This is a genomic window from Streptomyces sp. NBC_01716 (assembly GCF_036248275.1).
GTDB lineage: Bacteria > Actinomycetota > Actinomycetes > Streptomycetales > Streptomycetaceae > Streptomyces.
This window is the reverse complement of record NZ_CP109181.1, coordinates 2,484,983-2,507,107: the sequence shown is the minus strand read 5'-3', so window position 1 is coordinate 2,507,107 and position 22,125 is coordinate 2,484,983. Positions and strand designations below refer to the sequence as shown.

General features: G+C 71.6%; 17 protein-coding genes. 15 read left to right on the top strand and 2 right to left on the bottom strand.

Annotated features, from left to right (window positions below):
• Nucleotides 1-74: 74 nt before the first annotated feature.
• From ligA to OIE74_RS10620, 9 genes are all read left to right on the top strand, one after another.
• On the top strand, nt 75-2,339 hold the full coding sequence (gene ligA, locus OIE74_RS10660) for an NAD-dependent DNA ligase LigA (protein ID WP_329381160.1): 2,265 nt from the start codon (nt 75-77) through the stop codon (nt 2,337-2,339).
• 234 nt (nt 2,340-2,573) lie between these two features.
• Nucleotides 2,574-4,703, top strand: a complete 2,130-nt coding sequence (locus OIE74_RS10655) for a putative bifunctional diguanylate cyclase/phosphodiesterase (RefSeq protein WP_329381158.1) — start codon at nt 2,574-2,576, stop codon at nt 4,701-4,703.
• Between the two features lie 141 nt (nt 4,704-4,844).
• Nucleotides 4,845-5,141, top strand: a complete 297-nt coding sequence (gene gatC / locus OIE74_RS10650; protein WP_016642027.1) for an Asp-tRNA(Asn)/Glu-tRNA(Gln) amidotransferase subunit GatC — start codon at nt 4,845-4,847, stop codon at nt 5,139-5,141.
• Between the two features lie 5 nt (nt 5,142-5,146).
• On the top strand, nt 5,147-6,652 hold the full coding sequence (gene gatA / locus OIE74_RS10645) for an Asp-tRNA(Asn)/Glu-tRNA(Gln) amidotransferase subunit GatA (RefSeq protein ID WP_329381156.1): 1,506 nt from the start codon (nt 5,147-5,149) through the stop codon (nt 6,650-6,652).
• The gene (locus OIE74_RS10640) at nt 6,649-6,891 is read left to right on the top strand and encodes a hypothetical protein (protein ID WP_329381154.1); all 243 of its coding nucleotides are present in this window, start codon (nt 6,649-6,651) and stop codon (nt 6,889-6,891) included. Before gatA ends, OIE74_RS10640 begins: the two co-directional genes overlap by 4 nt.
• Before the next feature lie 25 nt (nt 6,892-6,916).
• Nucleotides 6,917-8,434 carry an Asp-tRNA(Asn)/Glu-tRNA(Gln) amidotransferase subunit GatB gene (gatB, locus tag OIE74_RS10635; protein ID WP_329381152.1) on the top strand — a complete coding sequence of 506 codons (1,518 nt, stop codon included), beginning with the start codon at nt 6,917-6,919 and terminating at the stop codon, nt 8,432-8,434.
• A 221-nt stretch (nt 8,435-8,655) separates the two neighbouring features.
• Nucleotides 8,656-9,903 (top strand): arsenic transporter, encoded by a 1,248-nt coding sequence (locus tag OIE74_RS10630; RefSeq protein WP_329381150.1) that lies wholly within the window; start codon nt 8,656-8,658, stop codon nt 9,901-9,903.
• On the top strand, nt 9,900-10,364 hold the full coding sequence (locus OIE74_RS10625; protein ID WP_329381148.1) for a universal stress protein: 465 nt from the start codon (nt 9,900-9,902) through the stop codon (nt 10,362-10,364). The genes OIE74_RS10630 and OIE74_RS10625 overlap by 4 nt, the downstream gene beginning before the upstream one ends.
• Nucleotides 10,365-10,386: 22 nt before the next feature.
• Nucleotides 10,387-10,899: a tetratricopeptide repeat protein gene (locus tag OIE74_RS10620; RefSeq protein WP_329381146.1), complete on the top strand. Its 513-nt coding sequence runs from the start codon at nt 10,387-10,389 to the stop codon at nt 10,897-10,899.
• Between the two features lie 13 nt (nt 10,900-10,912).
• On the opposite strand, the gene OIE74_RS10615 is transcribed toward OIE74_RS10620, so the two are convergent.
• Nucleotides 10,913-11,530, bottom strand: a complete 618-nt coding sequence (locus tag OIE74_RS10615; protein ID WP_329381144.1) for an NAD(P)-dependent oxidoreductase — start codon at nt 11,528-11,530, stop codon at nt 10,913-10,915.
• Nucleotides 11,531-11,819: 289 nt separating this feature from the next.
• Between OIE74_RS10615 and OIE74_RS10610 the strand changes: the two genes are divergently transcribed.
• From OIE74_RS10610 to OIE74_RS10585, 6 genes are all read left to right on the top strand, one after another.
• The gene (locus tag OIE74_RS10610; RefSeq protein ID WP_329381142.1) at nt 11,820-13,946 is read left to right on the top strand and encodes a phosphocholine-specific phospholipase C; all 2,127 of its coding nucleotides are present in this window, start codon (nt 11,820-11,822) and stop codon (nt 13,944-13,946) included.
• A gap of 129 nt (nt 13,947-14,075) precedes the next feature.
• Nucleotides 14,076-16,334 carry an MMPL family transporter gene (locus OIE74_RS10605; protein ID WP_329381140.1) on the top strand — a complete coding sequence of 753 codons (2,259 nt, stop codon included), beginning with the start codon at nt 14,076-14,078 and terminating at the stop codon, nt 16,332-16,334.
• A 43-nt stretch (nt 16,335-16,377) separates the two neighbouring features.
• Nucleotides 16,378-16,941, top strand: coding sequence for a GNAT family N-acetyltransferase (locus OIE74_RS10600; protein WP_329381138.1), 564 nt, complete (start codon nt 16,378-16,380; stop codon nt 16,939-16,941).
• A 46-nt stretch (nt 16,942-16,987) separates the two neighbouring features.
• Nucleotides 16,988-17,656: a hypothetical protein gene (locus tag OIE74_RS10595; RefSeq protein WP_329381137.1), complete on the top strand. Its 669-nt coding sequence runs from the start codon at nt 16,988-16,990 to the stop codon at nt 17,654-17,656.
• Between the two features lie 176 nt (nt 17,657-17,832).
• Nucleotides 17,833-18,006, top strand: a complete 174-nt coding sequence (locus OIE74_RS10590) for a hypothetical protein (RefSeq protein ID WP_329381135.1) — start codon at nt 17,833-17,835, stop codon at nt 18,004-18,006.
• A 124-nt stretch (nt 18,007-18,130) separates the two neighbouring features.
• Nucleotides 18,131-21,175 carry a helix-turn-helix transcriptional regulator gene (locus OIE74_RS10585; RefSeq protein WP_329381132.1) on the top strand — a complete coding sequence of 1,015 codons (3,045 nt, stop codon included), beginning with the start codon at nt 18,131-18,133 and terminating at the stop codon, nt 21,173-21,175.
• On the opposite strand, the gene OIE74_RS10580 is transcribed toward OIE74_RS10585, so the two are convergent.
• Nucleotides 21,147-22,061 (bottom strand): helix-turn-helix transcriptional regulator, encoded by a 915-nt coding sequence (locus tag OIE74_RS10580; protein ID WP_329381130.1) that lies wholly within the window; start codon nt 22,059-22,061, stop codon nt 21,147-21,149. The genes OIE74_RS10585 and OIE74_RS10580 overlap by 29 nt on opposite strands.
• Nucleotides 22,062-22,125: the final 64 nt, after the last annotated feature.

Genomic DNA, 22,125 nt, shown 5'->3' with positions numbered 1-22,125 from the left:
GCGCTGATCGCGGTGCTCGCGGCGACGCGTCGGCGCAGTGAATCGGTGAATCGGTGAATCGGGAGGACGAAACGGTGGCTGGCGAACAGCAGACGGCAGTACCCGCGGAAGCGCGGGAGCGGCACGCGCACCTCGCCGAGCAGGTCGAGGAGCACCGGTTCCGGTATTACGTGAAGGACCAGCCGGTCGTCAGCGACGGCGAGTTCGACAAGCTGCTGCGCGCCCTGGAGGCGCTGGAGGAGAAGTACGGCGAGCTGCGTACGCCCGACTCGCCGACCCAGAAGGTCGCGGGGGCGTACGAGACGGAGTTCACCGCGGTCGAGCACCGCGAGCGCATGCTCTCCCTGGACAACGCGTTCGACGACGAGGAGCTGGCCTCCTGGGCGGAGCGCGTCGCCAGGGAGGTGGGCGCTCCGGGCTATCACCTCCTGTGCGAGCTGAAGGTGGACGGACTCGCCGTCAATCTCACCTACGAGCAGGGCAGACTCACGCGTGCCGCGACCCGCGGCGACGGCCGCACGGGCGAGGACATCACGCCCAACGTCCGTACGATCGCGGAGATCCCGCACCGGCTGAAGGGCGACCGCGTCCCGGAGCTGGTCGAGATCCGCGGCGAGGTCTTCTTTCCCATGGAGGGCTTCCAGGAGCTCAACGCCCGGCTGGTCGGGGCCGGTGACAAACCGTTCGCCAATCCGCGCAACGCTGCGGCGGGTTCGCTGCGCCAGAAGGACCCCAGAATCACGGCGTCGCGTCCGCTGCACATGGTGGTGCACGGCATCGGCGCACGCGCGGGCTTCGACATCGACCGCCTCTCGCACGCCTATGAGCTGCTGGAGGAGTGGGGTCTGCCGACGGCCCAGCACAACAAGGTCGTCGAAGACCTCGCGGGCGTACGGGAGTTCATCACCTACTTCGGTGAGAACCGGCACTCGGTGGCGCACGAGATCGACGGCGTCGTCGTCAAGCTGGACGAGATCGCCCTCCAGGGGAGGCTCGGTTCGACCTCGCGCGCCCCGCGCTGGGCGATCGCCTGGAAGTACGCGCCGGAGGAGGTCAACACCAAACTGGTGGACATCCGGGTCGGTGTGGGACGCACCGGTCGGGTCACTCCGTACGCGGTGGTGGAGCCGGTCACGGTCGCCGGCTCCCAGGTCGAGTTCGCCACGCTCCACAACCAGGAGGTGGTGAAGGCCAAGGGCGTCCTCATCGGCGACACGGTCGTGCTGCGCAAGGCGGGCGATGTCATCCCGGAGATCCTCGGCCCGGTCGCCGATCTGCGGGACGGCAGCGAGCGCGAGTTCGAGATGCCGGCCGTCTGTCCCGAGTGCGGCACCGCGCTGCAGGCCATGAAGGAGGGAGACATCGACCTCCGCTGCCCCAACAGCCGCTCCTGCCCGGCCCAGTTGCGCGAGCGGCTGTTCTATCTCGGCGGCCGCAAGTGCCTGGACATCGAGAACTTCGGCTATGTCGCCGCCGCCGCGCTGACCAAGCCGCTGGAGCCCGCGACGCCTCCGCTGCTCAACGAGGGCGACCTCTTCACCCTCACCGTTGACCAGCTGCTGCCCATCAAGGCCTATGTGCTCGACATGGACAGCGGTCTGCCCAAGCGCGACCCGGAGACCGGCGAGGAGAAGATCGTCACGGTCTTCGCCAACCAGGAGGGCGGACCGAAGAAGAACGCCCTGGCGATGCTGGAGCACATCGAGGCCGCCAAGCAGCGCCCCCTGGCCCGCATCATCGCGGGGCTCTCCATCCGGCACGTGGGGCCGGTCGCCTCGGTCGCGCTGGCCCGGGAGTTCCGGTCCATCGACCGCATCGAACAGGCCACCGAGGAGGAGCTGGCGGCCGTCGAGGGTGTCGGCCCGACCATCGCCGCCTCGCTCAAGCAGTGGTTCGAGGAGGACTGGCACCGCGAGATCCTGCGCAAATGGCGCGAGGCCGGGGTCCGTATGGAGGACGAGGGCACCGACGAGGACCAGGGACCGCGCCCGCTGGCGGGCCTCACCGTCGTCGTAACGGGCACGCTCGAAAATCACACCAGGGATGGCGCGAAAGAGGCGCTCCAGACGCTCGGAGCGAAGGTCACGGGCGCCGTGTCGAAGAAGACGGCCTTCGTGGTGGTCGGTGAGAACCCCGGCTCCAAGTTCGACAAGGCGATGCAGCTGAAGGTGCCGGTGCTCGACGAGGCGGGGTTCGCCGTCCTGCTCGCGGAAGGCCCAGACGCGGCGCGGGAGGCCGCCCTACAGGCGCCGGAGGCCCCGGAGGAGGGGGAGCCGGAATCGGCCAAGGACACCCCGGAGACGGCTGACGAGGCGTCTGCGGAGAGTGCGCCGGAGTGACCGAACGGGCACAACGAGCCCTCGTAGGTCACCCGTTCGGCGCATACCAGATGGATAAGGAAGGGCGGGTTGCATTCGGGCAACAGCGGTAGAGCGCTGCCCGCCGACGCCGTTCGCGGCCTACTGTTGAGGGGTACGCCTGTCGTGCACGGCTGCGTGTGGGAAATCAGCCGTGGTGGCATGACAACGTGCCATCGCGTGGTAATGGCACTGCCGGCTGTGAGAGGGACGGGAATGAAACCGACCGAGAGCGCCGCCGCCCCGGTCCCACGCCCGCGCGCGTTCGCGGGAGTTGGAGGCACGTCGGCCGGAGTGGGCCTCGTCGTGGTGGGCCTCGCCGCCTTCGTGCTGGCACTCGGCATCGCCCTGCAGCTCCGGGACGGCCGGGCGCTCTTCCCGGACGGCACCACCGGCTGGTCGCTCGCGGTCCTCACCGGCATCGTCGTCGGTCATCTCGTCGCGCTCGGCCGCGACCGCTGGTGGGGCGGCACCGGCTCGGGCGCCGCCCTCACCCTCGCGGTGCTGCTCCTCTACGGCTGGGTGGCCGCCGGCCTCGTCAGCCTCGCTGTCGTGGTACTGGTCGGCATCGCCCGCAGGCACCGCTGGCGCCAGGGCGCGCTGCACGGCGCCGTGGACATCCTCGGCATCGGGGCGGCGGCGCTGGTCCTGCTCGCCTTCGGCGACGTACCGACCGTCGCGGAGCCCTGGCAGCCCCTCCACTGGGGGATCGGCACCGTCCCGGAGATCGTGCTGGCGGCCGGGGCCTATCTGGTGGTGACCCGCCTCCTCCTGTGGTATTCGCTGACCCCGCAGGGCGGCGGCCTGCCGACCGTCGCCCGTACGGCCCTGCTGCGGCAGAGTCTGCTCGCCGTCGCACTGCTCGGCATCACTCCGCTGATCTGCGTCGTCGCCGTGTCCAGACCGGTCGTCCTGCCCCTGTTCGCCGTCCCGCTGATCGCCCTCGACTCCACGCTGTGGATCGCCAGGGCCCGCGCCGAGGAGCAGCTGCGCGACCCCCTGACCGGGCTGCCCAACCGGCAGTGGCTCCTGGAGCGGACCTGGACGGCGCTGGAGGAGGCCAAGACCCTCGGCGCCCGCTCCGCGCTGGTCCTGATCGACCTCGACCGGTTCCGCTCCGTCAACGACACACTCGGCCATCTCGCGGGCGACAGACTCCTGTTGCAGATCGCGGAGCGGCTCAAGCTGGCTCTGCCGCGCGGGGCGGAGGCCGCGCGGCTCGGCGGTGACGAGTTCGCCGTACTGCTGCCGCTGGTCGACTCCACGACCAGCGCGCAGCGCGTGGCCCGTCATCTCGCGGCCGAACTGTCCTCGCCGCTCGACCTGGACGGTCTGACGCTCGTCCTGGAGGCCAGTGCCGGCGTCGCCGTCCACCCCGAGCACGCGGTGGACGCGGAAGGGCTGCTCCAGCGGGCCGACGTCGCGATGTACCAGGCCAAGCGGGACCGTACGGGCGTGGAGGTGTACGAGTCCAAGCGGGACTCCAACACCCCCGACCGGCTGGGCCTGTTGGGCGATCTGCGCCGCGCGCTCGACGCGGGCGACGTGGAGCTGCACTACCAGCCCAAGGTCCGCTTCGACGGCCAGGTCGTCGGCCTGGAGGCGCTCGTACGGTGGGTGCATCCGGACCGGGGGAGGGTGCCCCCGGACGAGTTCATCGCGATCGCCGAGTCCTCGGGCCTGATGCCCTACCTCACCGAGTACGTGCTGGAGTCGGCGCTCGGCCAGGTCGCCCGCTGGCGCGCCCAGGGCCTGTTCGTACCGGTGGCCGTCAACGTCTCGCCGCGCGACGTCCACACCCCCGGCTTCGCCGGCGCGGTCGCCGCCCGGCTTGCCCGGCACGGCGTCCCGGCCGGCGCGCTCCAGCTGGAGATAACCGAGCACGTCCTGCTGGAGGACCCGCAGCGGGCCGCCGACACCCTCGCGGGCCTGACGGGCCACGGCGTGAAGATGTCCCTCGACGACTTCGGCACGGGCTACTCGTCGCTCGTACATCTGCGCCGTCTCCCGGTGAGTGAACTGAAGATCGACCGTTCGTTCGTGGCCCGTCTCGCCATCGACAACGAGGACGCGGAGATCGTCCGCTGCACGATCGACCTGGCGCACTCGCTGGGCCTGGTGGTCGTCGCCGAGGGCGTCGAGGACGACGAGACCTGGGAGCGCCTGCGCGACCTGGGCTGCGACGCCGTCCAGGGCTGGCTCGTGGCAGCCGCGATGCCCCCGCACGAGGCGACGTCCTGGCTGCTGGCCCGCGGTGAGACCGGCTGGCGCCGCCCGTCGCCGACACCCGCCCTGGAGCCGCCGCGCACCGACGCGTCGGGTCCCTCCAGCCGCGTCGTCCAGTAACGGACGCCGGCAACGGACGCCGGCAACGGACGCCTGTACGCGGCCGGGACGGGAGAGCCCGGGGGAAACCGTTTCGTGGGCACGGTGCCGGGCCCCATAGGATTGGGTCAAAATCCCGACACTCACCCAGAGGATCGCTGAATGCCTGGCATCACGCGCGAGGAGGTCGCCCACCTCGCACGGCTGGCGCGTCTGGAGCTGAAGGACGAAGAGCTCGATCACTTCGCCGGTCAGCTCGACGACATCATCGGCGCGGTCGCCCGCGTATCCGAGGTCGCCGACCAAGACGTTCCGCCGACCTCCCACCCGCTGCCGCTGACCAACGTCATGCGCGCGGACGAGGTACGCCCCTCGCTCACCCCCGAGCAGGCGCTCTCCGGCGCCCCGGCCCAGGAGCAGCAGCGTTTCAAGGTGCCGCAGATCCTGGGGGAGGACTAACAGTCATGACGGACATCAAGACCGACATCATCAGGCTCACCGCCGCCGAGATCGCCGAGAAGATCGCCTTCGGCGAGCTGACGGCCGTCGAGGTCACCGAGGCCCACCTCGCCCGTATCGAGGCCGTCGACGAGAAGGTCCACGCCTTCCTGCACGTCGACCGTGAGGGCGCCCTCGCGCAGGCCCGCGCCGTGGACGAGCGGAAGGCCAGGGGCGAGAAGCTCGGCCCGCTCGCCGGTGTCCCCCTCGCGCTGAAGGACATCTTCACCACCGAGGGCATCCCCACCACCGTCGGCTCCAAGATCCTCGAAGGCTGGATCCCGCCGTACGACGCGACCGTCACCCGGCGCCTCAAGGAGGCCGGTGTCGTCATCCTCGGCAAGACCAACATGGACGAGTTCGCCATGGGGTCGTCGACGGAGAACAGCGCGTACGGCACCACGGGCAACCCCTGGGACCTCACCCGTATCCCCGGCGGCTCCGGCGGCGGCTCGTCGGCCTCCCTGGCCGCGTACGAGGCACCGCTCGCCATCGGCACGGACACCGGCGGCTCGATCCGCCAGCCCGCGTCCGTCACCGGCACGGTCGGAGTCAAGCCCACCTACGGCGGCGTCTCCCGCTACGGCATGGTCGCCTTCTCGTCCTCGCTCGACCAGGGCGGCCCGTGCGCCCGTACGGTCCTGGACGCGGCCCTCCTCCACGAGGTCATCGCCGGACACGACCCGCTCGACTCGACCTCCATCGACGCCCCCGTCCCGCCGGTGGTCGAGGCCGCCCGCAACGGCAGCGTCGCCGGGATGCGCGTCGGCGTCGTCCGGCAGTTCTCCGGTGAGCACTACCAGGCCGGCGTCATGCAGCGGTTCGCCGAGTCCGTCGACCTCCTCAAGGAGCTCGGCGCGGAAGTGGTCGAGCTGGACTGCCCGTCCTTCGACCTCGGCCTCTCGGCGTACTACCTGATCGCGCCCTCCGAGTGCTCCTCCAACCTCGCGCGCTTCGACGCCATGCGCTACGGGCTGCGGGCCGGCGACGACGGCACCCGTTCGGCCGAGGACGTCACCGCCCTCACGCGCGCGGCGGGCTTCGGCGACGAGGTCAAGCGGCGCATCATGCTCGGTACGTACGCGCTCAGCTCCGGCTACTACGACGCGTACTACGGCTCGGCCCAGAAGGTCCGCACGCTGATCGTGCGGGACTTCGAGAAGGCCTTCGAGCAGGTGGACGTGATCGTTTCACCCACCACGCCCACCACCGCCTTCCCCATCGGTGAACGCGCCGACGACCCCATGGCGATGTACCTTTCCGATCTGTGCACCATCCCGACCAACCTGGCCGGAAACGCCGCCATGTCGCTCCCCTGCGGACTGGCGCCGGAGGACGGTCTGCCGGTCGGACTGCAGATCATCGCCCCCGCGATGAAGGACGACCGTCTCTACCGGGTAGGCGCGGCGGTCGAGGCGGCGTTCGTGGAACGCTGGGGACATCCGCTGTTGGAGGAGGCACCGTCGCTATGAGCGCAATGACCAAGAAGGCCAAGAACTTCAAGAAGTCCAAGTCCGGCGTGTACCTGTCGATCGGCACGACCGCCTTCGGCGCGATCAGCGTCGCCAAGCAGGCCAGGATGGCCCGTCAGGACAACGACACGCTGCGGCTGATCGACGCCGCCGTCTCCGCCGCCGCCATCGTCACCGGCATCGCTCTGCTCTACCGCGAGCTGAAGCGGCTGGGCGACGACGACGTCCTGCTGGGCTGAGCCCGCAGAGAGGGAAAGTTTCACCGTGACCGTCACTGAACACGTGTCGCTCGTTCCGTACGAGGACGCTCTCGCGACGTACGACCCCGTCATGGGCCTGGAGGTCCATGTCGAGCTCGGCACCCGTACGAAGATGTTCTGCGGCTGCTCCACCGAACTGGGCGCCGCCCCCAACTCGCAGACCTGTCCCACCTGTCTCGGCATGCCGGGGGCGCTTCCGGTCGTCAACGCGATCGGCGTCGAGTCCGCCGTCAAGATCGGTCTCGCGCTGAACTGCGAGATCGCGGAGTGGTGCAGGTTCGCCCGGAAGAACTACTTCTACCCGGACATGCCGAAGAACTTCCAGACCTCGCAGTACGACGAGCCGATCGCCTACAACGGCTATCTGGACGTCCAGCTGGACGACGGCGAGATCTTCCGGGTGGAGATCGAGCGCGCCCACATGGAGGAGGACACCGGCAAGTCGCTGCACGTCGGCGGCGCCACCGGCCGTATCCAGGGCGCGTCGCACTCCCTGCTCGACTACAACCGCGCGGGCATCCCGCTCATCGAGATCGTCACCAAGCCGATCGAGGGCGCCGGGGCGCGTGCGCCGGAGGTCGCGAAGGCGTACGTCGCGGAGCTGCGCGAGCTGATCAAGGCGCTGGACGTCTCCGAGGCCCGCATGGAGCAGGGCCAGATGCGCTGTGACGTCAACCTGTCGCTGCGCCCGCACGGCCGGGAGAAGTTCGGCACGCGCTCGGAGACGAAGAACGTCAACTCGCTGCGCAGCGTGGAGCGGGCGGCGCGCTACGAGATCCAGCGGCACGCCGCGGTTCTCGACGGCGGCGGCACGATCATCCAGGAGACGCGCCACTTCCACGAGGAGGACGGTTCCACGACGTCCGGCCGTGTGAAGGAGGAGGCCGAGGACTACCGGTACTTCCCCGAGCCGGACCTTGTCCCGATCGCGCCCGCGCGCGACTGGGTGGAGGAGCTGCGGGGCGGACTGCCGGAGCTGCCGCGGCTGCGCCGTAACCGGCTGCGTGAGGAGTGGGGCGTCTCGGAGCACGACATGCAGTCGATGCTCAACGCGGGCGCGGTCGATCTGATCTCCGCGACGGTCGAGGCGGGCGCCCCGGCCGACCAGGCACGCAAGTGGTGGATGGGCGAGCTGGCGCGCAGCGCGAACGAGACGTCCACGGACCTCGCGGCGCTCCCGATCACCCCGGCGCAGGTCGCCAGGGTGGCGGAACTGGTGGCCGCGGGCGATCTGAACGACAAGCTCGCCAGGCAGGTCCTGGAGGGCGTCCTCGCGGGCGAGGGCGACCCGGACACCGTCGTCGAGAAGCGCGGCCTGAAGGTCGTCTCCGACGAGGGCGCGCTGGGTACGGCGGTGGACGAGGCGATCGCGGCGAACCCGGCTGTCGCGGACAAGATCCGCGCGGGCAAGATCGCGGCTGCGGGCGCACTGGTGGGGGCGGTCATGAAGGCCACCCGCGGCCAGGCGGACGCGGCCCGGGTCCGCGAACTGATCCTGGAACGCCTGGCCACACAGTCCTGAACCGACGGGGCCGTGCCTGGAAGGGCTCGGCCCCGTACCGGTGTGGGCTTGCGGCCGGCTGGGCTGCCTTGCTGTCCGGCTCAGGACTGGCGGGGTGCGGCTCGCGGGCCCGGGGGCCTTCCGGGGTGGGACCGCATGGGGTCGTAAGTTGGGGCCGCGTCGCGTGTCGTGCGGCGCCGTCGTGTGAATCCGTCCGCCCACCAGTACCCAGGCGCCGCCCCGTGAACAGCCTCGTCGCCGAGATCGTGTCCGGGGGGTTGCTTCTCGGTGTGCTCGCTTTCGCCGTCGTACGGCCGAGAGGGCTGCCCGAAGCCATCGTGGCCATCCCGGCCGCCGCGCTCGTCGTCGGGCTCGGCGCCGTGTCGCCCGCCGACGCGTGGGACCAGACGCACAGCTTGCTGCCCGTCGTCGGGTTCCTCGCCGCCATTCTCGTACTGGCCCAACTCTGCGACGACGACGGCCTGTTCCGGGCGGCCGGCGATCTCGTCGCCCGTCTCTGCGGCGGGCACCCGCGCCGGCTGCTCGGCGGCGTGTTCGGCGTCGCCGCCGTCACCACCGCCGTGCTCAGCCTCGACGCCACGGTCGTCCTCCTCACGCCCGTCATCTTCGTGACAGCGAGCCGCGTCGGAGCCCACCCCCGCCCGCACGTCTACGCCTGCACCCACCTCGCGAACTCCGCGTCGCTCCTCCTCCCCGTCTCCAACCTCACCAACCTCCTCGCGTTCACCGCCAGCGGCCTCTCCTTCACCCGGTTCGCCGTGCTCATGGCGCTCCCGTGGCTGGCCGCGATCGCCGTCGAGTACGTCGTCCTGCGCCGTTTCTTCGCGACCGACCTGGCCGCCGGGGCGCACCCTCCCAAGGAGGCCGAGTCGCGGACCGTACCGGCCTTCACGCTCGCCGTCCTCGGCCTGACCCTCGTCGCGTTCGCCGTCACCTCACTCGTCGGCGTCGAACCGCTCTGGGCGGCCTTCGCCGGTACGGCGGTGCTCGCCGCCCGCGCGCTGCGCCGCCGGCGCACCACCCCGCTCGCGCTCCTCCGCGCCGCGTCGCCGCTCTTCTGCCTCTTCGTGCTCGCGCTCGGCATCGTCGTCGAGGCGGTCGTCGACAACGGGCTCGACAGCGGCATCAGCCGCGTTCTCCCGGGCGGCGAATCCCTCACCACCCTCCTCGCCATCGCCGGCGTCGCCGCCCTCCTGGCCAATCTGATCAACAACCTGCCCGCGATCCTCGCCCTTCTGCCCCTTGTCGCGCCCGCCGGCCCCGGCCCCGTACTCGCCGCGCTCATCGGGGTGAATCTGGGGCCCAACCTCACGTACGTCGGCTCACTCGCCACCCTTCTCTGGCGCCGTGTCCTGCACGAACACGACTCGGCGCCCTCGCTCGGGCAGTTCACCCGGCTCGGTCTGCTCACCGTGCCCGCGACGCTGATCGCTTCGACCGTCGCCCTGTGGGGCACCCTCCAGTTGTGACCGACGTGAAGACAACCGCACTTGTCTGGATCAGTCCGTCGACCTGGCCCGCCTGCGTCGACGCGGCCCGTGACCGCGCCCCCGACGACCATGTCGTCCTGCTGCATGTGGGCGACGACCGGATCGTCGAGGAGGCGCACCGTGCGTACGCGGGGCTGCTGGGCCGTGGCCACGGGCCCGAGCGCGATCCCGGGGCCCGGCTTGAGGCGATGGCCGGCGTGGCGGGCGCCGACCTCCTTGAGAAGGCGGCGCACCGGCTCGGCCGGCCCTGTGAACTGCTCGACCGGCACGGCCGCCCTCAAGAAGAGGTCGTCCGCGCGGCGGCGGACGTGGATCTGCTGATCTGCGCGCGCGACGGCGACCCCGACCGGCCGGGCCCGCACAGCCTCGGCCCGGAGTCCCGGTTCGTGGTCGACCACGCGCCGTGCCCCGTCCTGCTGGTGTGGCCGTACCGGGGCTGAAGACCGGTGCCACAATCCCCGCATGACGACTGACAGCAGGGACGAACTTCTGGCGGAAGCCGTCGGCCTGCGCACACGGGGGGAGGCGGAGCGGGCCAGGGAGCGGCTTGTGGCTCTCGCCGACCGGCACCCGGACGACGCCGAGGTCGCCTACCAGACCGCCTGGACACACGACGTCCTCGGCCTGGAGGCGGAGGCCGTCGCCTACTACGAAAGCGCGTTGGCCGGAACCGGCCTCTCGGGCGAGGACCGCCTCGGCGCGCTGGTGGGTCTCGGCAGCACGTTCCGGATCCTCGGCCGCTACGAGGAGGCCGTCCGCACGCTGCGGGGCGGACTCGCGGAGTTCCCCGACGACGGCGCCCTGCGGACCTTCCTCGCGATGGCCCTGTTCAACACCGGACAGCACGACGAAGCGATGCGGATCCTGCTGGAGTTGCTGGCCACGACCAGCGAGGACCCCCAGGTGCGGACGTACCGGAGGGCGATCGGCCACTACGCCAAGGACCTGCGCGAGACCGTGGCGCGGCAGGACTGACCGCCCGCCGCGGTTACGGGTAGACGTCCCGGCCGTACGTCGCGGGATCGTCCAGCGCGTCCAGCACGAGGTCGGCGAGGTCCGCGTAGGTCGTACGGGGCGCGAGACCCCGGTACGGCGTGAAGGAGCGCGGACGGTTGCCTCGCGCCGGCCCGTGGTGCAGCACCCCGGACCGTACGACGGTCCAGTCCAGGCCGCTCGTGAGGATCACCGCGTCCTGGGCCTCCCGCTCCCGCAGGAGGGGCCGCGCCGTCGCGCGGTAGAGGGCGGCGACGGTACGGCCCGCGATGCCGCGTACATGGGGCCCGTATCCGGCCTCGGAGACGACGATCAGCCGCCGTACGCCCAGCTTCCGCATCGCCTCCACGATCAGTTCGGTGCCGCGCGAGTACAGCGGCGTCGTCCGGTTGCCCTTGAGACCGAAGGCGATCACCGCGGCGTCGGCGCCGGTGAGGGCGTCGGTCACCGCGCTCTCGTCGAAGGGGCTGCCGGTCACCACCCGGTCGACCGGGGCGGAGCCGAGCCGCGCCGGCTCGCGCACCTGCGCGGTGATGCGGTGTCCGGCGCGTGCGGCGGAGGTGAGGAAGGCTTGTCCGGTACGCCCGGTGGCGCCGAACACGGAGACGTTCATGGGCGGGTTGTCCCTGTCGTTTTCATGGGTTCGTGAATCGTGGGCAGCACGTGTCCGGAGCCTCCCGGGGAGCTGAACGGGAGGGGCGGTCGCCGAACCCGTTCAGCTTGCGCCACGCCGCGTCCGACCGCCACGGATCCGGCCAGACCCGTCGGTCCTTCCCCGGTGCGCGGGCGCCGCCCGGACAGGGCGACTCTCGGACGTTCATCGCCGTGCCGTCCCGGGGTCTTCCCGTCGCCACCTGCGGTGGCTAGCTTCCGGGCCGTAGCACCTGACTCGGGAGGATCTCTTGGCCACGGACATTTCACGGCGACGGCTCTTCGCGCTCGGAGGTGGCGCCGTCGGCGCCGCCGCGGCGGGCTCCGTACTGCCGCCGTCCCTGCGCGCCGCCATGGCCGCCGAGGCGCCGGCCGGGGGACTGGACGCCGTCCGGCATGTCGTGGTGCTCATGCAGGAGAACCGGTCGTTCGACCACTACTTCGGCACGCTGCGCGGCGTACGGGGCTTCGGGGACCGCAACGCGGTGGAACTGCCCACCGGCCGCCCCGTGTTCGAGCAGCCGGCCGCGTCAGGCACCGGCACCGTGCTGCCCTTCCCCGTCCGCGACGCCGCGGAGACGCAGAAGAAGGACCTTCAGTACATAGGCGACCTCGACCACTCCTGGAGCGGCGGCGCCAAGGCGTGGAACAACGGCTGGATGGACCGCTGGATCTCCGCCAAGACCGCGGCCACGATGGCGTACTACGACCGCGCCGACATCCCGCTGCACTACGAGCTGGCCGACACCTTCACGGTCTGCGACGCCTACCACTCGTCGGTCCACACCTCGACCAGCCCCAACCGCAACCACCTCTGGAGCGGCTGGACCGGCTTCGAGGCGGACGGGCGCCGGGCCGTCGGCAACGACGCGTACGACGAGGGCACGCACCCCGGCTACGCGTGGCCGACGTACGCCGAGCGGCTGGAGAAGGCCGGGCGGAGCTGGAAGACGTACACCGAGTGGGAGAACTTCACCGACAACAACATCGAGTTCTTCACCTCCTTCAAGAAGATCGCGCGCACGGCGCTCGCCAGGGCGCGCGAGCTTGAGGGCGGCGCCGGCTTCACGTACATGGAGGCCTTCTACGCCGCCGTGCGCGACAGCGACGACGACGCCGTGCGGGCCCGGCTCCTCGACGCCCTCGAAGAGGGTGTGGAGACGCTCACCGCCCATGAGCGGTCCCTCTTCGAACGCGGCCTGCGGCGCGTCGAGTCGGGCACCCTCGCCGCCGCGTTCCGCGCCGACGTGGCCGCGGGGAAGCTGCCCGAGGTGTCGTACCTGGTGCCCTCCGCGGTCGACTCCGAGCACCCCGGCGCCTCGTCGCCGGTCGCCAGCGCCGGACTCGTCTACCAGGTACTCGATGCCCTCGGCGCGCATCCGGACGTCTGGCGGCACACCGTCGTACTGATCAACTATGACGAGAACGACGGCTTCTTCGACCACGTCCCGCCGCCGGTGCCGCCCGTGGACGACGCGGACGAGCGCTGGCAGGGGCTCCCCACGGGGCTCGGTATCCGCGTGCCGCTGCTCGTCGTCTCGCCCTGGACCGTCGGCGGCTACGTCTGCTCGCAGGTCTTCGACCACACCTCGGTCGTCCGTTTCCTGGAGAAGTGGACGGGCGTGCGGGAGCCCAACATCACGCCCTGGCGGCGCGCCGTCACCGGCGATCTGACCTCCGCCTTCGACTTCGGCCGTGGCCGGCCGCAGCCGGACGTCGAGCAGCCCGGGTCCGTCCCGCCGTTCACCGGGCGCTGGCGGCCGGTGCCGCCGGCGGTGCAGCGGATGCCGGTGCAGGAGCCCGGTACGCGCCCCGCCCGCCCGCTGCCGTACCAGCCGGACGCCTACGGCCACCTGGCCGGCCGCGCCGGGGCACGGGTCCTCCAGCTCGAACTGCGCAACACGGGGCGGGCGAGCGCCCACTTCGCGCTCTATCCGTACGCGGGTGAGTTCGACGTCCCGCAGCACCGGGACGTAAGGGGCACGGCACAGTGGACGGTGCCCCTTACCGGCGACGACTACCGGTTCACGATCACCGGCCCCAACGGATTCCGCCGCGAGTTCGCCGGCCCCGTCTCGGGCCGCGGCGCCGAGCTCTCCTCGACCCTCGACCACCACGACCGCGATCTGCACCTCACCCTCCGTAATGAGGGCGATCTGCCGGTCACCTTCACGGTGCGTTCGCTCGGGTACGCCGACGAGGCCGACCTCCGTGACTGGAAGCGCGAGTTCACGGTCAAGCCGGGCCGCAGCCGCCATGTCGTGCACTCGGCCGCCGACGCGCACGGGTGGTACGACATCGAGGTGACGGCGGGCCGGGGCTTCCGGCGGCGGTTGATGGGTCACATAGAGAACGGGAAGCCGAGCGTCTCCGGCTGAACCGGAATTTCCCCCTCCCATTGATCGAACGCTCAGGTCACCGCCGTGTGAGTAACCCCACCAAACGGACAAACGATCACGATTTGGTGTCAGAGTTGGCTCTCCGGACCACCGCAGGGGAGCAGACCGTTGGCAGCAGTCGCGCGGTGGTGCGTCGGGCACCGGCTCCTGGTCGTACTCCTGTGGCTACTGGCCCTGGGTTCCACCGCCACCGGCGCCGTCGTGGCCGGGACGTCGTATTCCAACGAATACAACGCTCCCGGCACCGAGGCCAGCCGCGCCGTCGACCTCCTGGAGAGCGGCTTCCCCGGACGCGGCGGCGACAGCGACACCGTGGTCTGGCACACCGAACGGGGCTCCGTCCGCGCGGGCGAGGTCGAACGACGCATGGACGTCACGCTCGGTGACATCGCCAAGCTGCCCGGAGTGGCCTCCGTGACGAGCCCCTACGACGCCACCGGCGGCGACGGGGCGTCCGCGCGGGCGACCGGCCCGGAGGACGGCGAGAGCGCCGGCCGGATCAGCGAGGACGGCCGCACCGCGTTCGCCGTCGTGACCTACGAGCGGCAGGTCGACGAGATGCCCGCCGCCCAGGCCCAGGCCGTCGTCGACACGGCGAAGAAGGCGGCCACCGACGATCTCCAGGTGGATCTCGGCGGCGGCGGAGTCGCCCTCACCGAAGGCACCACGGCGCACACGGCGGAGATCGTGGGCGTCGCCATCGCCGCCGTGGTCCTCTTCCTCGCCTTCGGGTCGCTCGCGGCCAGCCTGCTGCCCATCGCCACCGCCCTGGTGTCCGTCGGGACGGCGTACGCGGGCATCGCACTCCTCGGCCACGTCATGACCGTGGCCGACTTCGCGCCCATGCTCGGCATGCTCGTCGGGCTCGGCGTCGGCATCGACTACGCGCTCTTCATCGTGACCAGACACCGCAAGGGCCTCAAACGGGGCCTGCCGGTCGGCGAGGCCGCGACCGAGGCCGTCGCCACGACGGGGCGCGCCGTTGTCTTCGCCGGGGCCACCGTCTGTATCGCGCTGCTCGGCATGCTGGTGCTGCGCCTGAGCTTCCTCAACGGCGTCGCGATCGCCGCCTCGCTCACCGTCGCGCTGACCGTCGCCGCGTCCGTGACGCTGCTGCCCGCCCTGCTCTCGTACACCGGCGGACGCGCGCTGAGCCGCCGCGAGCGCGCCAGGCTCGCCGAGCACGGTCCCGTGCCCGACCCGCCTGCCGGCTTCGCCGCCCGCTGGTCCGCCTTCGTCGAACGCCACCCCCGGCTGCTGGGCGGCGCGGCCGTGGTCGTGATGCTGGTGCTCGCGCTGCCCACGTTCTCGCTCCATCTGGGCACCTCCGACCAGGGCAACGATCCGGTGACCAGCACCACCCGGCAGGCGTACGACCGGATCGCCGACGGCTTCGGCCCCGGCGTCAACGGCCCGCTGACCCTCGTCGCCGAACTCGACGGCGCCGACGACCGTCTCGCCATGGACCAACTGCCGGACACGTTGCGCGAGTCGGCGGACGTCGCCTCCGTCGGGCCGATCGTCTTCAGCGGCAGCGGCGACAGGGCCCTGCTCACGGTGGTGCCCAAGTCGTCGCCCCAGTCGAAGGAGACCAGCGACCTCGTCCACCACCTCCGTGACGATGTGCTGCCCCGCGCGGAGGAGGGCACCTCCCTGGATGTGTCGGTCGGCGGCGTCACGGCCGCCTACGACGACTTCGCCGCGGTCGTCGTCGGCAAACTGCCCCTGTTCGTCGGAGTCGTCGTCTCCCTCGGCTCTCTGCTCCTGCTGCTCGCCTTCCGCTCCGTCGGCATCCCACTGAAGGCGGCGGTGATGAACGTCGCCGCCGTCGCCTCCTCCTTCGGGATCGTCGTCGCGATCTTCCAGTGGGGGTGGGGGAGCGAACTCCTCGGCCTGGGCAGTTCGGGCCCGATCGAGCCGTTCCTGCCCGTGATCATGGTCTCGGTACTCTTCGGTCTCTCCATGGACTACCAGGTCTTCCTGGTGAGCCGGATGTACGAGGAATGGCTGGAGACCGGCGACAACAGACGGGCCGTACGGGTCGGCCTCGCCGAGACCGGCCGGGTGATCAACTCGGCCGCCGTGATCATGATTTCGGTCTTCCTCGCCTTCGTCCTCAGTGGAGACCGCGTCATCGCGATGTTCGGCGTCGGACTGGCCGCCGCCGTCGCCCTGGACGCCTTCGTCCTCCGTACGCTCCTTGTGCCCGCCCTGATGCATCTCCTGGGCGGCGCCAACTGGTGGCTGCCGCGACGGCTGGACCGCTGGCTGCCGCGGATCAGCATCGAGGTGCCCGCCGCCGGCCGCCGTACGTCTGGGAAGATCCCCGCACGGCGCGAAGAGCCCGCAGAGCACGTGCCGCGGTGAGCCGGCCGCGCGGTGAGCTGGGCAGACCGGAGCAAGGAGTGCGATGTTCGCGACATCACTGGGTGACGACGGGGCTGAACTGAGACCGCTGGAGCCGTGGCAGGCCGATGAGTTCCTCGCACACATGGACCGCGCCAGGGAGTTCGTGGACCAGCACGTCCGGCTCGGCCAGGTCGTGTTCGACCTCGAATCGGCGCGGGCCATGCTCGTCAGATACGCCCAGAGCCAGGCCGCCGACGGCGGACGCATCTACGGAATCTGGCTCCACGACACCCTCGTCGGCGGCGTGATGTTCCGGCTCTTCGACGCGGCTGAGGGCACCTGCGAGGTCGGCTGCTGGCTCGAACCGGGCGCGACGGGGCGCGGACTGGTGACCCGTGCGGTGCGGAAGCTCATCGGCTGGGCGGTGGAACAGCGTGGCATCCACCGCGTGGAGTGGGTGGCCTCGTCGGCCAACGTGGCGAGCATCAGGACCGCCGAACGGCTCGGCATGCGGCGCGAGGGTGTGCTGCGGGAGAGCAGCCTCCACCACGGGGTTCGACAGGACAACGAGATCTGGTCCCTACTCGCTCCTGAGTGGTCCGGGCAGCAGCGGAACGCCCTTTGAGAAAACTCTCATGGATCTCTCATACGGGCCGCCTACCGTGCGGCGCATGAACCCCACGACCAAGCCAGAACAGCCCGCTGAGGACAGCGGCGACATCGAGGCGGAGCGCGCCGTTCCGGCTGCTGCCGACGCTGCCGGGAAGAACGACGCGCCGGGCCCGAACCTGGCCAAAGAGCACGGTGAGAGCCCTGAGGGGGACGCCGCCGGGGACGCCGCCGGGGGCGGCGCCACGGACGGCGTAGACGACACGGACGACGGGGACGACGAGGACCTGCCGGACGACGAGCTGGACGGCGAGTACACCCCGCCGCCGCCCGCGGGCGGGCTCGCCGCGGCGTCGGCGGCGCTCATCTCCGTACTGCTGTCCCTCGTCGGCCTCATCGGCAGCTGGTCCGGCAAGGTCATCTCCGAGCGCGAGACGCTCGTCGGCCAGATCGACCTCGGCCAGACCGGCACGGCGGAACAGCAGATCTCCGAGATCTACGGCGACGCCTGGCACGCCATCGCGCTGACCAACGGCATCTTCGCGCTGCTGGCGCTCATCGTCGGCCTGGTGGCGCTCGGCCTGCCGCAGCGCAAGAGCTGGGTGCGTCCGTTCGCCGTGGCCGGTATCTCGCTCGCCGCCCTCGGCCTGCTGATCGCCATCGGCATGTACTTCGACGTCTTCGTGTCCCTGCCCGAGCCGCCCCCGGCCGCTCCGCCGGCCGTCGGCTGAGGCGACACTGAGCCGGTGCCGGGCGGGGCCTTAGACCCCGCCCGGCACCCCGGCCGGTCCGCCTAAGTCCCCCTGCGGCCGGAAGATGCGGCACTCGCCCGATGCGGGCGCACCCCCTGGGAGACGAATGTTGAGGCATCGCAGGACGCCAAGCACTTCGTGACAGGGGAGTCGAGATGTTCGAGTACGAGATGCACCGGATGCGCGCGGCCGAGCTGATCAGTGAGGCCGACAACCAGCGGCTGATCCGCCAGGTCCGCAAGGCCCGCAAGGAGGCGGCGCGAAACGCCCGCCACAAGGGCGAGGGGCGGGTGGACTCGCTCCGCGGCCGCTTCGAGCGCGCGGCGTGACGGGCGCGGGGAGATGGGCGCCCGCCCCGGCCTCCTGAAGAAGTCGGACCGGCGGTCGCCGCACGTGCCACCGGCACGTGCCACCGCCGCGATAACGAGTGCCGCGCTGTCAGACCCCTGTGCGATGCTCGGCATCGTGGAGACCAAGTCCGTCAGCCCCGTGTTCGTCGGTCGCGACAGCGAGCTGGCCGCGCTCACCGACGCGCTCGCCCGCGCCGCCGCCGGCGAGCCGCAGGCCATGCTCGTGGGCGGTGAGGCGGGCGTCGGCAAGACGAGGCTCATCGAGGAGCTGACCTCGGTGGCCTGCGGCGACGGCGCCGTCGTCGCGATCGGCGGCTGTGTGGAGATCGGTGGCGACGGGCTGCCCTTCGCGCCCTTCTCCGCGGCCCTGCGCGGCCTGCGGCGGCGCCTGCCCGAGGAGATCGCCGCGGCGGCCGAGGGCCAGGAAGGCGAACTGGCCAGGATTCTGCCAGAGCTGGGCCCCGCCGAGGGCGGCGCCCTCGGCGAGCACGGCAGGGCCAGCCTCTTCGAACTCACCGTCCGGCTGCTGGAGCGCGTCGCCGCCGACCGCACGGTCGTCCTCGTCCTGGAGGACCTGCACTGGGCGGACGCCTCCACCCGCCATCTGCTCGCCTATCTCTTCCGTACGCTGCGGCGCGGCCGGCTCCTCGTCATCGCCACCTACCGCGCGGACGACATCCACCGCCGTCACCCGCTGCGCCCGCTCCTCGCGGAGCTTGACCGGCTGCGCACGGTCAGCCGGATCGAGCTCTCCCGCTTCAGCCACCCCGAGGTCAGGGGGCAGCTGCGCGGCATCTTCGGGGACGAGCCGGCCCCCCACCTGGTCGACGAGATCTTCGGCCGCTCCGACGGCAACGCGTTCTTCGTGGAGGAACTGGCCGTCGCCATCGAGTCCGGCTGCCGTTCCGGACTCACCGACTCCCTGCGCGACCTGCTGCTCGTCCGCGTCGAGACGCTGCCGGAGAACGCCCAGCGGGTCGCCCGGATCGTCGCCGAGGGCGGCGCCAGCGTGGAGTTCCCCCTGCTGCTCGCCGTCGCACAGCTCTCCGAGGACGACCTCATCGAGGCGCTGCGCGCGGCTGTCGGCGCGAACATCCTCCTCATCACGGCGGACGGCGACGGGTACCGCTTCCGGCACTCACTCGTCCGCGAGGCCATCAGCGACGACCTCCTCCCCGGCGAACGCTCCCGGCTCAACCGCCGCCTCGCCGAAGCCCTGGAGGCCGACCCCTCCCTCGTACGGGACGACGAACGCACCACCCGCCTCGCCGGCTACTGGTACTACGCGCACGACGCGGCGAAGGCCCTGCCCGTCGTTCTCCTCGCCTCCGTCGAGGCCCGCCGGCGCTACGCCCACGCGGAGCAACTGCGGCTGCTGGAGCGCGCCATGGAGCTCTGGGACGCCGCGCCCGAGTCCGTAAGGGCCTGCCTCAGGCCCCCGGACGACACCGACGTCCACCCGCGCACCGACGACGGCGCGAGCGCCCCGCTGCGCTACCTCGACCTGCTGTCCGAGGCGACCGTCGCGGCACGCTCGGGCGGCGACCGCGAGCGGGCCCTGGCGCTGTCGAAGAAGGCCCTGCGCGTGCTGGAGACCGAAGCCGACCCGCTGCGCGCCGCGTGGTTCTGGACCCAGCGCTCGCTGCTGGTCCAGGACCTCTCACGCGGCGACGGCTGGGCCGAACTGGCCACCGCCCAGGACCTGGTGCTCGGCCTCCCGCCGTCCGCCGTGCACGCCTCGGTCCTCTCCGACGTCGCGAGCTGGGGCGCCCTGCACCGGCCAGGTGCCAACAGCCTGGCCGCCGCCGACCGAGCGGTCGAGTACGCACGTCTGGTCGGCGCGGAGAACATCGAACTGAACGCCAGGATCACGCGCGGCTGGCTCACCACCGAGGCGGGCTCCATCGAGGAGGGCCTGGCCGAGATGTACGCGGTACGGGACCGCGTCGTCGCCCTGGGCAATGCCGCCGCGCTCCCGCTCCTGGGCCGCGTCACCATCAACCTGCCGTCCACACTGGAGAGCGTGGGCCGCTCCGAGGAGGCGGTCGCCGCCGCCGAACTGGGCATCACCCTGTGCCATCAGCGGGGTCTGACCGACAAGGAAGCCTGGGTCAGGGCCAACCTGAGCGAATCCCTGTTCTCGCTCGGCCGCTGGACCGAGGTCCAGGCCGCCATCGAGGAAGCGGCCCGGATAGCGCACGCCCCCAAGGCACGCGCCCTGGTGGCCGTACGGCGCGCGATGCTCGCCCTCGGGCGCGGCGACTTCGCCGAGGCGGAGAGCCAAGTCGCCCTGGCCCGAGCGGTCTTCGGGCCGCACGACCCGCAGCCGCAGCACGTCATCGGCCCGACGAGGCTGGCGCTGGTCAGCGCCGCGCGGCAGGGGCGCCTCGCCGAGGCCCGCGCCGAGTTCGAACAGGTCGCCGCGCACGGCTTCCCGCCGGGCATGCAGCGGTACGCGCTGCCGCTGCTCTGCTCGGTCGCCGGCATGGAGGCGGACGCGCGCGGACTGCCGGAGGCCGACGCGGGACGTGCGGCCGTCCTCGCGAGCGTCCGCGAGCAGGCGAAGCGGCTGCCCGCCCTCGTCCCGGTCTGGCGGGCGTACGACCTGCTGCTCGAAGCCGAACTCGCCCGCGCGGACGGCATCGTGGCCCCGAAGCTGTGGGCCCGCGCGGCTGCCGCCTTCGAGGCGCCGGCCCGGCCGTACGAACTGGCCAACGCCCGGTACCGCTGGGCCGCGGACCTTCTCGCCGCGTCCGCCGGCCGTGAGGAGGCCACCACCCTCCTGGTGCGGGCCCACACCACGGCGAAGCGGCTCGGCGCGGCGTTCCTCGTGGAGCAGACCGAACTCCTCGCCGGGCGGGCCCGGATCAGCCTCGCCACCACCCCGCGGCTCGCCCCGGCGCCCGACCCGCAGGCCGACGCCGTCAGCTCACTGGGCCTGACCCCGCGCGAACAGGACGTCCTGCGCCGGGTCGCGGAGGGCCGCAGCAACCGCCAGATAGCCGAGGAGCTCTACATCTCGCCCAAGACGGCGAGCGTGCACGTCTCCAACATCCTGGCCAAGCTCGGTGTCTCGGGCCGTACGGAAGCGGCGGCGATGGCGCACCGTCTCCAGCTCTTCAGCGACCTGGAACCGACCCACCCGTAGCGCGGGCGTCAGCGGTGCCGGGGGCCGTCGGCGGGCCGCCCGGCCGGGGCCGCCGGGCGTCGCCCCGGGCGGCGAGGTGGCCCAGGAGCTGAAGCCGCTCGTACGAGTCGGAGCCCGGCTCGGCGTGGTAGGTCACCAGCATCTGGCCGGGCGCGCTCGCCAGGGCGAACTTCTCGTAGTGCAGATCGAGGTCGCCGACCAGCGGATGCCTGATGAGCGTGACACCGCTCGTCGAGTGGCGGACATCCTGCCGCGCCCACAGGCCCCGGAACCGCTCGCTGCGCAGGCTCAGCTCGCCGACCAGCTCGATCAGCCGGGGATCGTCGTTCCGCCCGGCGTCCGCGATGAGCGAGCGCAGATAGGCGACGGCCTTGGCGGTGGTGGCGTGCCAGTCGCGGTAGAACTCGCGCATCTCCGGTTCCAGGAACAGCGCGCTCAGCGTATTCGCACCCGGCGCGAAGTACGGGCTCAGCGCCACGGCCATCGGGTTGGCCGCGAGCGTGCCCAGGCAGAGGCCCTGCACCTGCGCGGGCGTGCTCCACTGGTCGATCAGGGCGGACACCCCGGCGCCCGCCTTCTCCGCCCGCGGTGCCCGGCGCCGGGCCGGGGTGGCGGGCCGGGCGAGCTGAGTCAGATACCTCGCCTCCGTGTCGTCCAGCCGGAGCGCGCGGGCCAGGCTTTCCAGCACCTGATCGGAGGGGTGCCGGTCCCGCCCCTGCTCCAGGCGGAGGTAGTACTCCGTGCTGACACCCGCGAGGAGCGCCACCTCCTCACGGCGCAGCCCCGGCACGCGCCGGCGCTCACCGGGCGGCAGCCTGGCGTCCTCGGGCCGGACCCGTTCGCGCCGGGTGCGCAGATAGTCGCCCAGGAGGCTTCCCGATCCCATACCTCCAACGGTAGGCGCGTACGAGAAGCGCGTCCTGTCCCTGTCACCACCAGGAAGGCGCGGC

What these genes read in the sequence shown, in the direction of transcription:
- OIE74_RS10655 (WP_329381158.1), top strand. Translation starts at nt 2,574, where the DNA reads ATGAAACCGACCGAGAGCGCCGCCGCCCCGGTCCCACGCCCGCGCGCG.
- gatC (WP_016642027.1), top strand. Translation starts at nt 4,845, where the DNA reads ATGCCTGGCATCACGCGCGAGGAGGTCGCCCACCTCGCACGGCTGGCG.
- gatA (WP_329381156.1), top strand. Translation starts at nt 5,147, where the DNA reads ATGACGGACATCAAGACCGACATCATCAGGCTCACCGCCGCCGAGATC.
- OIE74_RS10640 (WP_329381154.1), top strand. Translation starts at nt 6,649, where the DNA reads ATGAGCGCAATGACCAAGAAGGCCAAGAACTTCAAGAAGTCCAAGTCC.
- OIE74_RS10620 (WP_329381146.1), top strand. Translation starts at nt 10,387, where the DNA reads ATGACGACTGACAGCAGGGACGAACTTCTGGCGGAAGCCGTCGGCCTG.
- OIE74_RS10615 (WP_329381144.1), bottom strand. Translation starts at nt 11,530, where the DNA reads ATGAACGTCTCCGTGTTCGGCGCCACCGGGCGTACCGGACAAGCCTTC.
- OIE74_RS10600 (WP_329381138.1), top strand. Translation starts at nt 16,378, where the DNA reads ATGTTCGCGACATCACTGGGTGACGACGGGGCTGAACTGAGACCGCTG.
- OIE74_RS10595 (WP_329381137.1), top strand. Translation starts at nt 16,988, where the DNA reads ATGAACCCCACGACCAAGCCAGAACAGCCCGCTGAGGACAGCGGCGAC.
- OIE74_RS10590 (WP_329381135.1), top strand. Translation starts at nt 17,833, where the DNA reads ATGTTCGAGTACGAGATGCACCGGATGCGCGCGGCCGAGCTGATCAGT.
- OIE74_RS10585 (WP_329381132.1), top strand. Translation starts at nt 18,131, where the DNA reads ATGCTCGGCATCGTGGAGACCAAGTCCGTCAGCCCCGTGTTCGTCGGT.
- OIE74_RS10580 (WP_329381130.1), bottom strand. Translation starts at nt 22,061, where the DNA reads ATGGGATCGGGAAGCCTCCTGGGCGACTATCTGCGCACCCGGCGCGAA.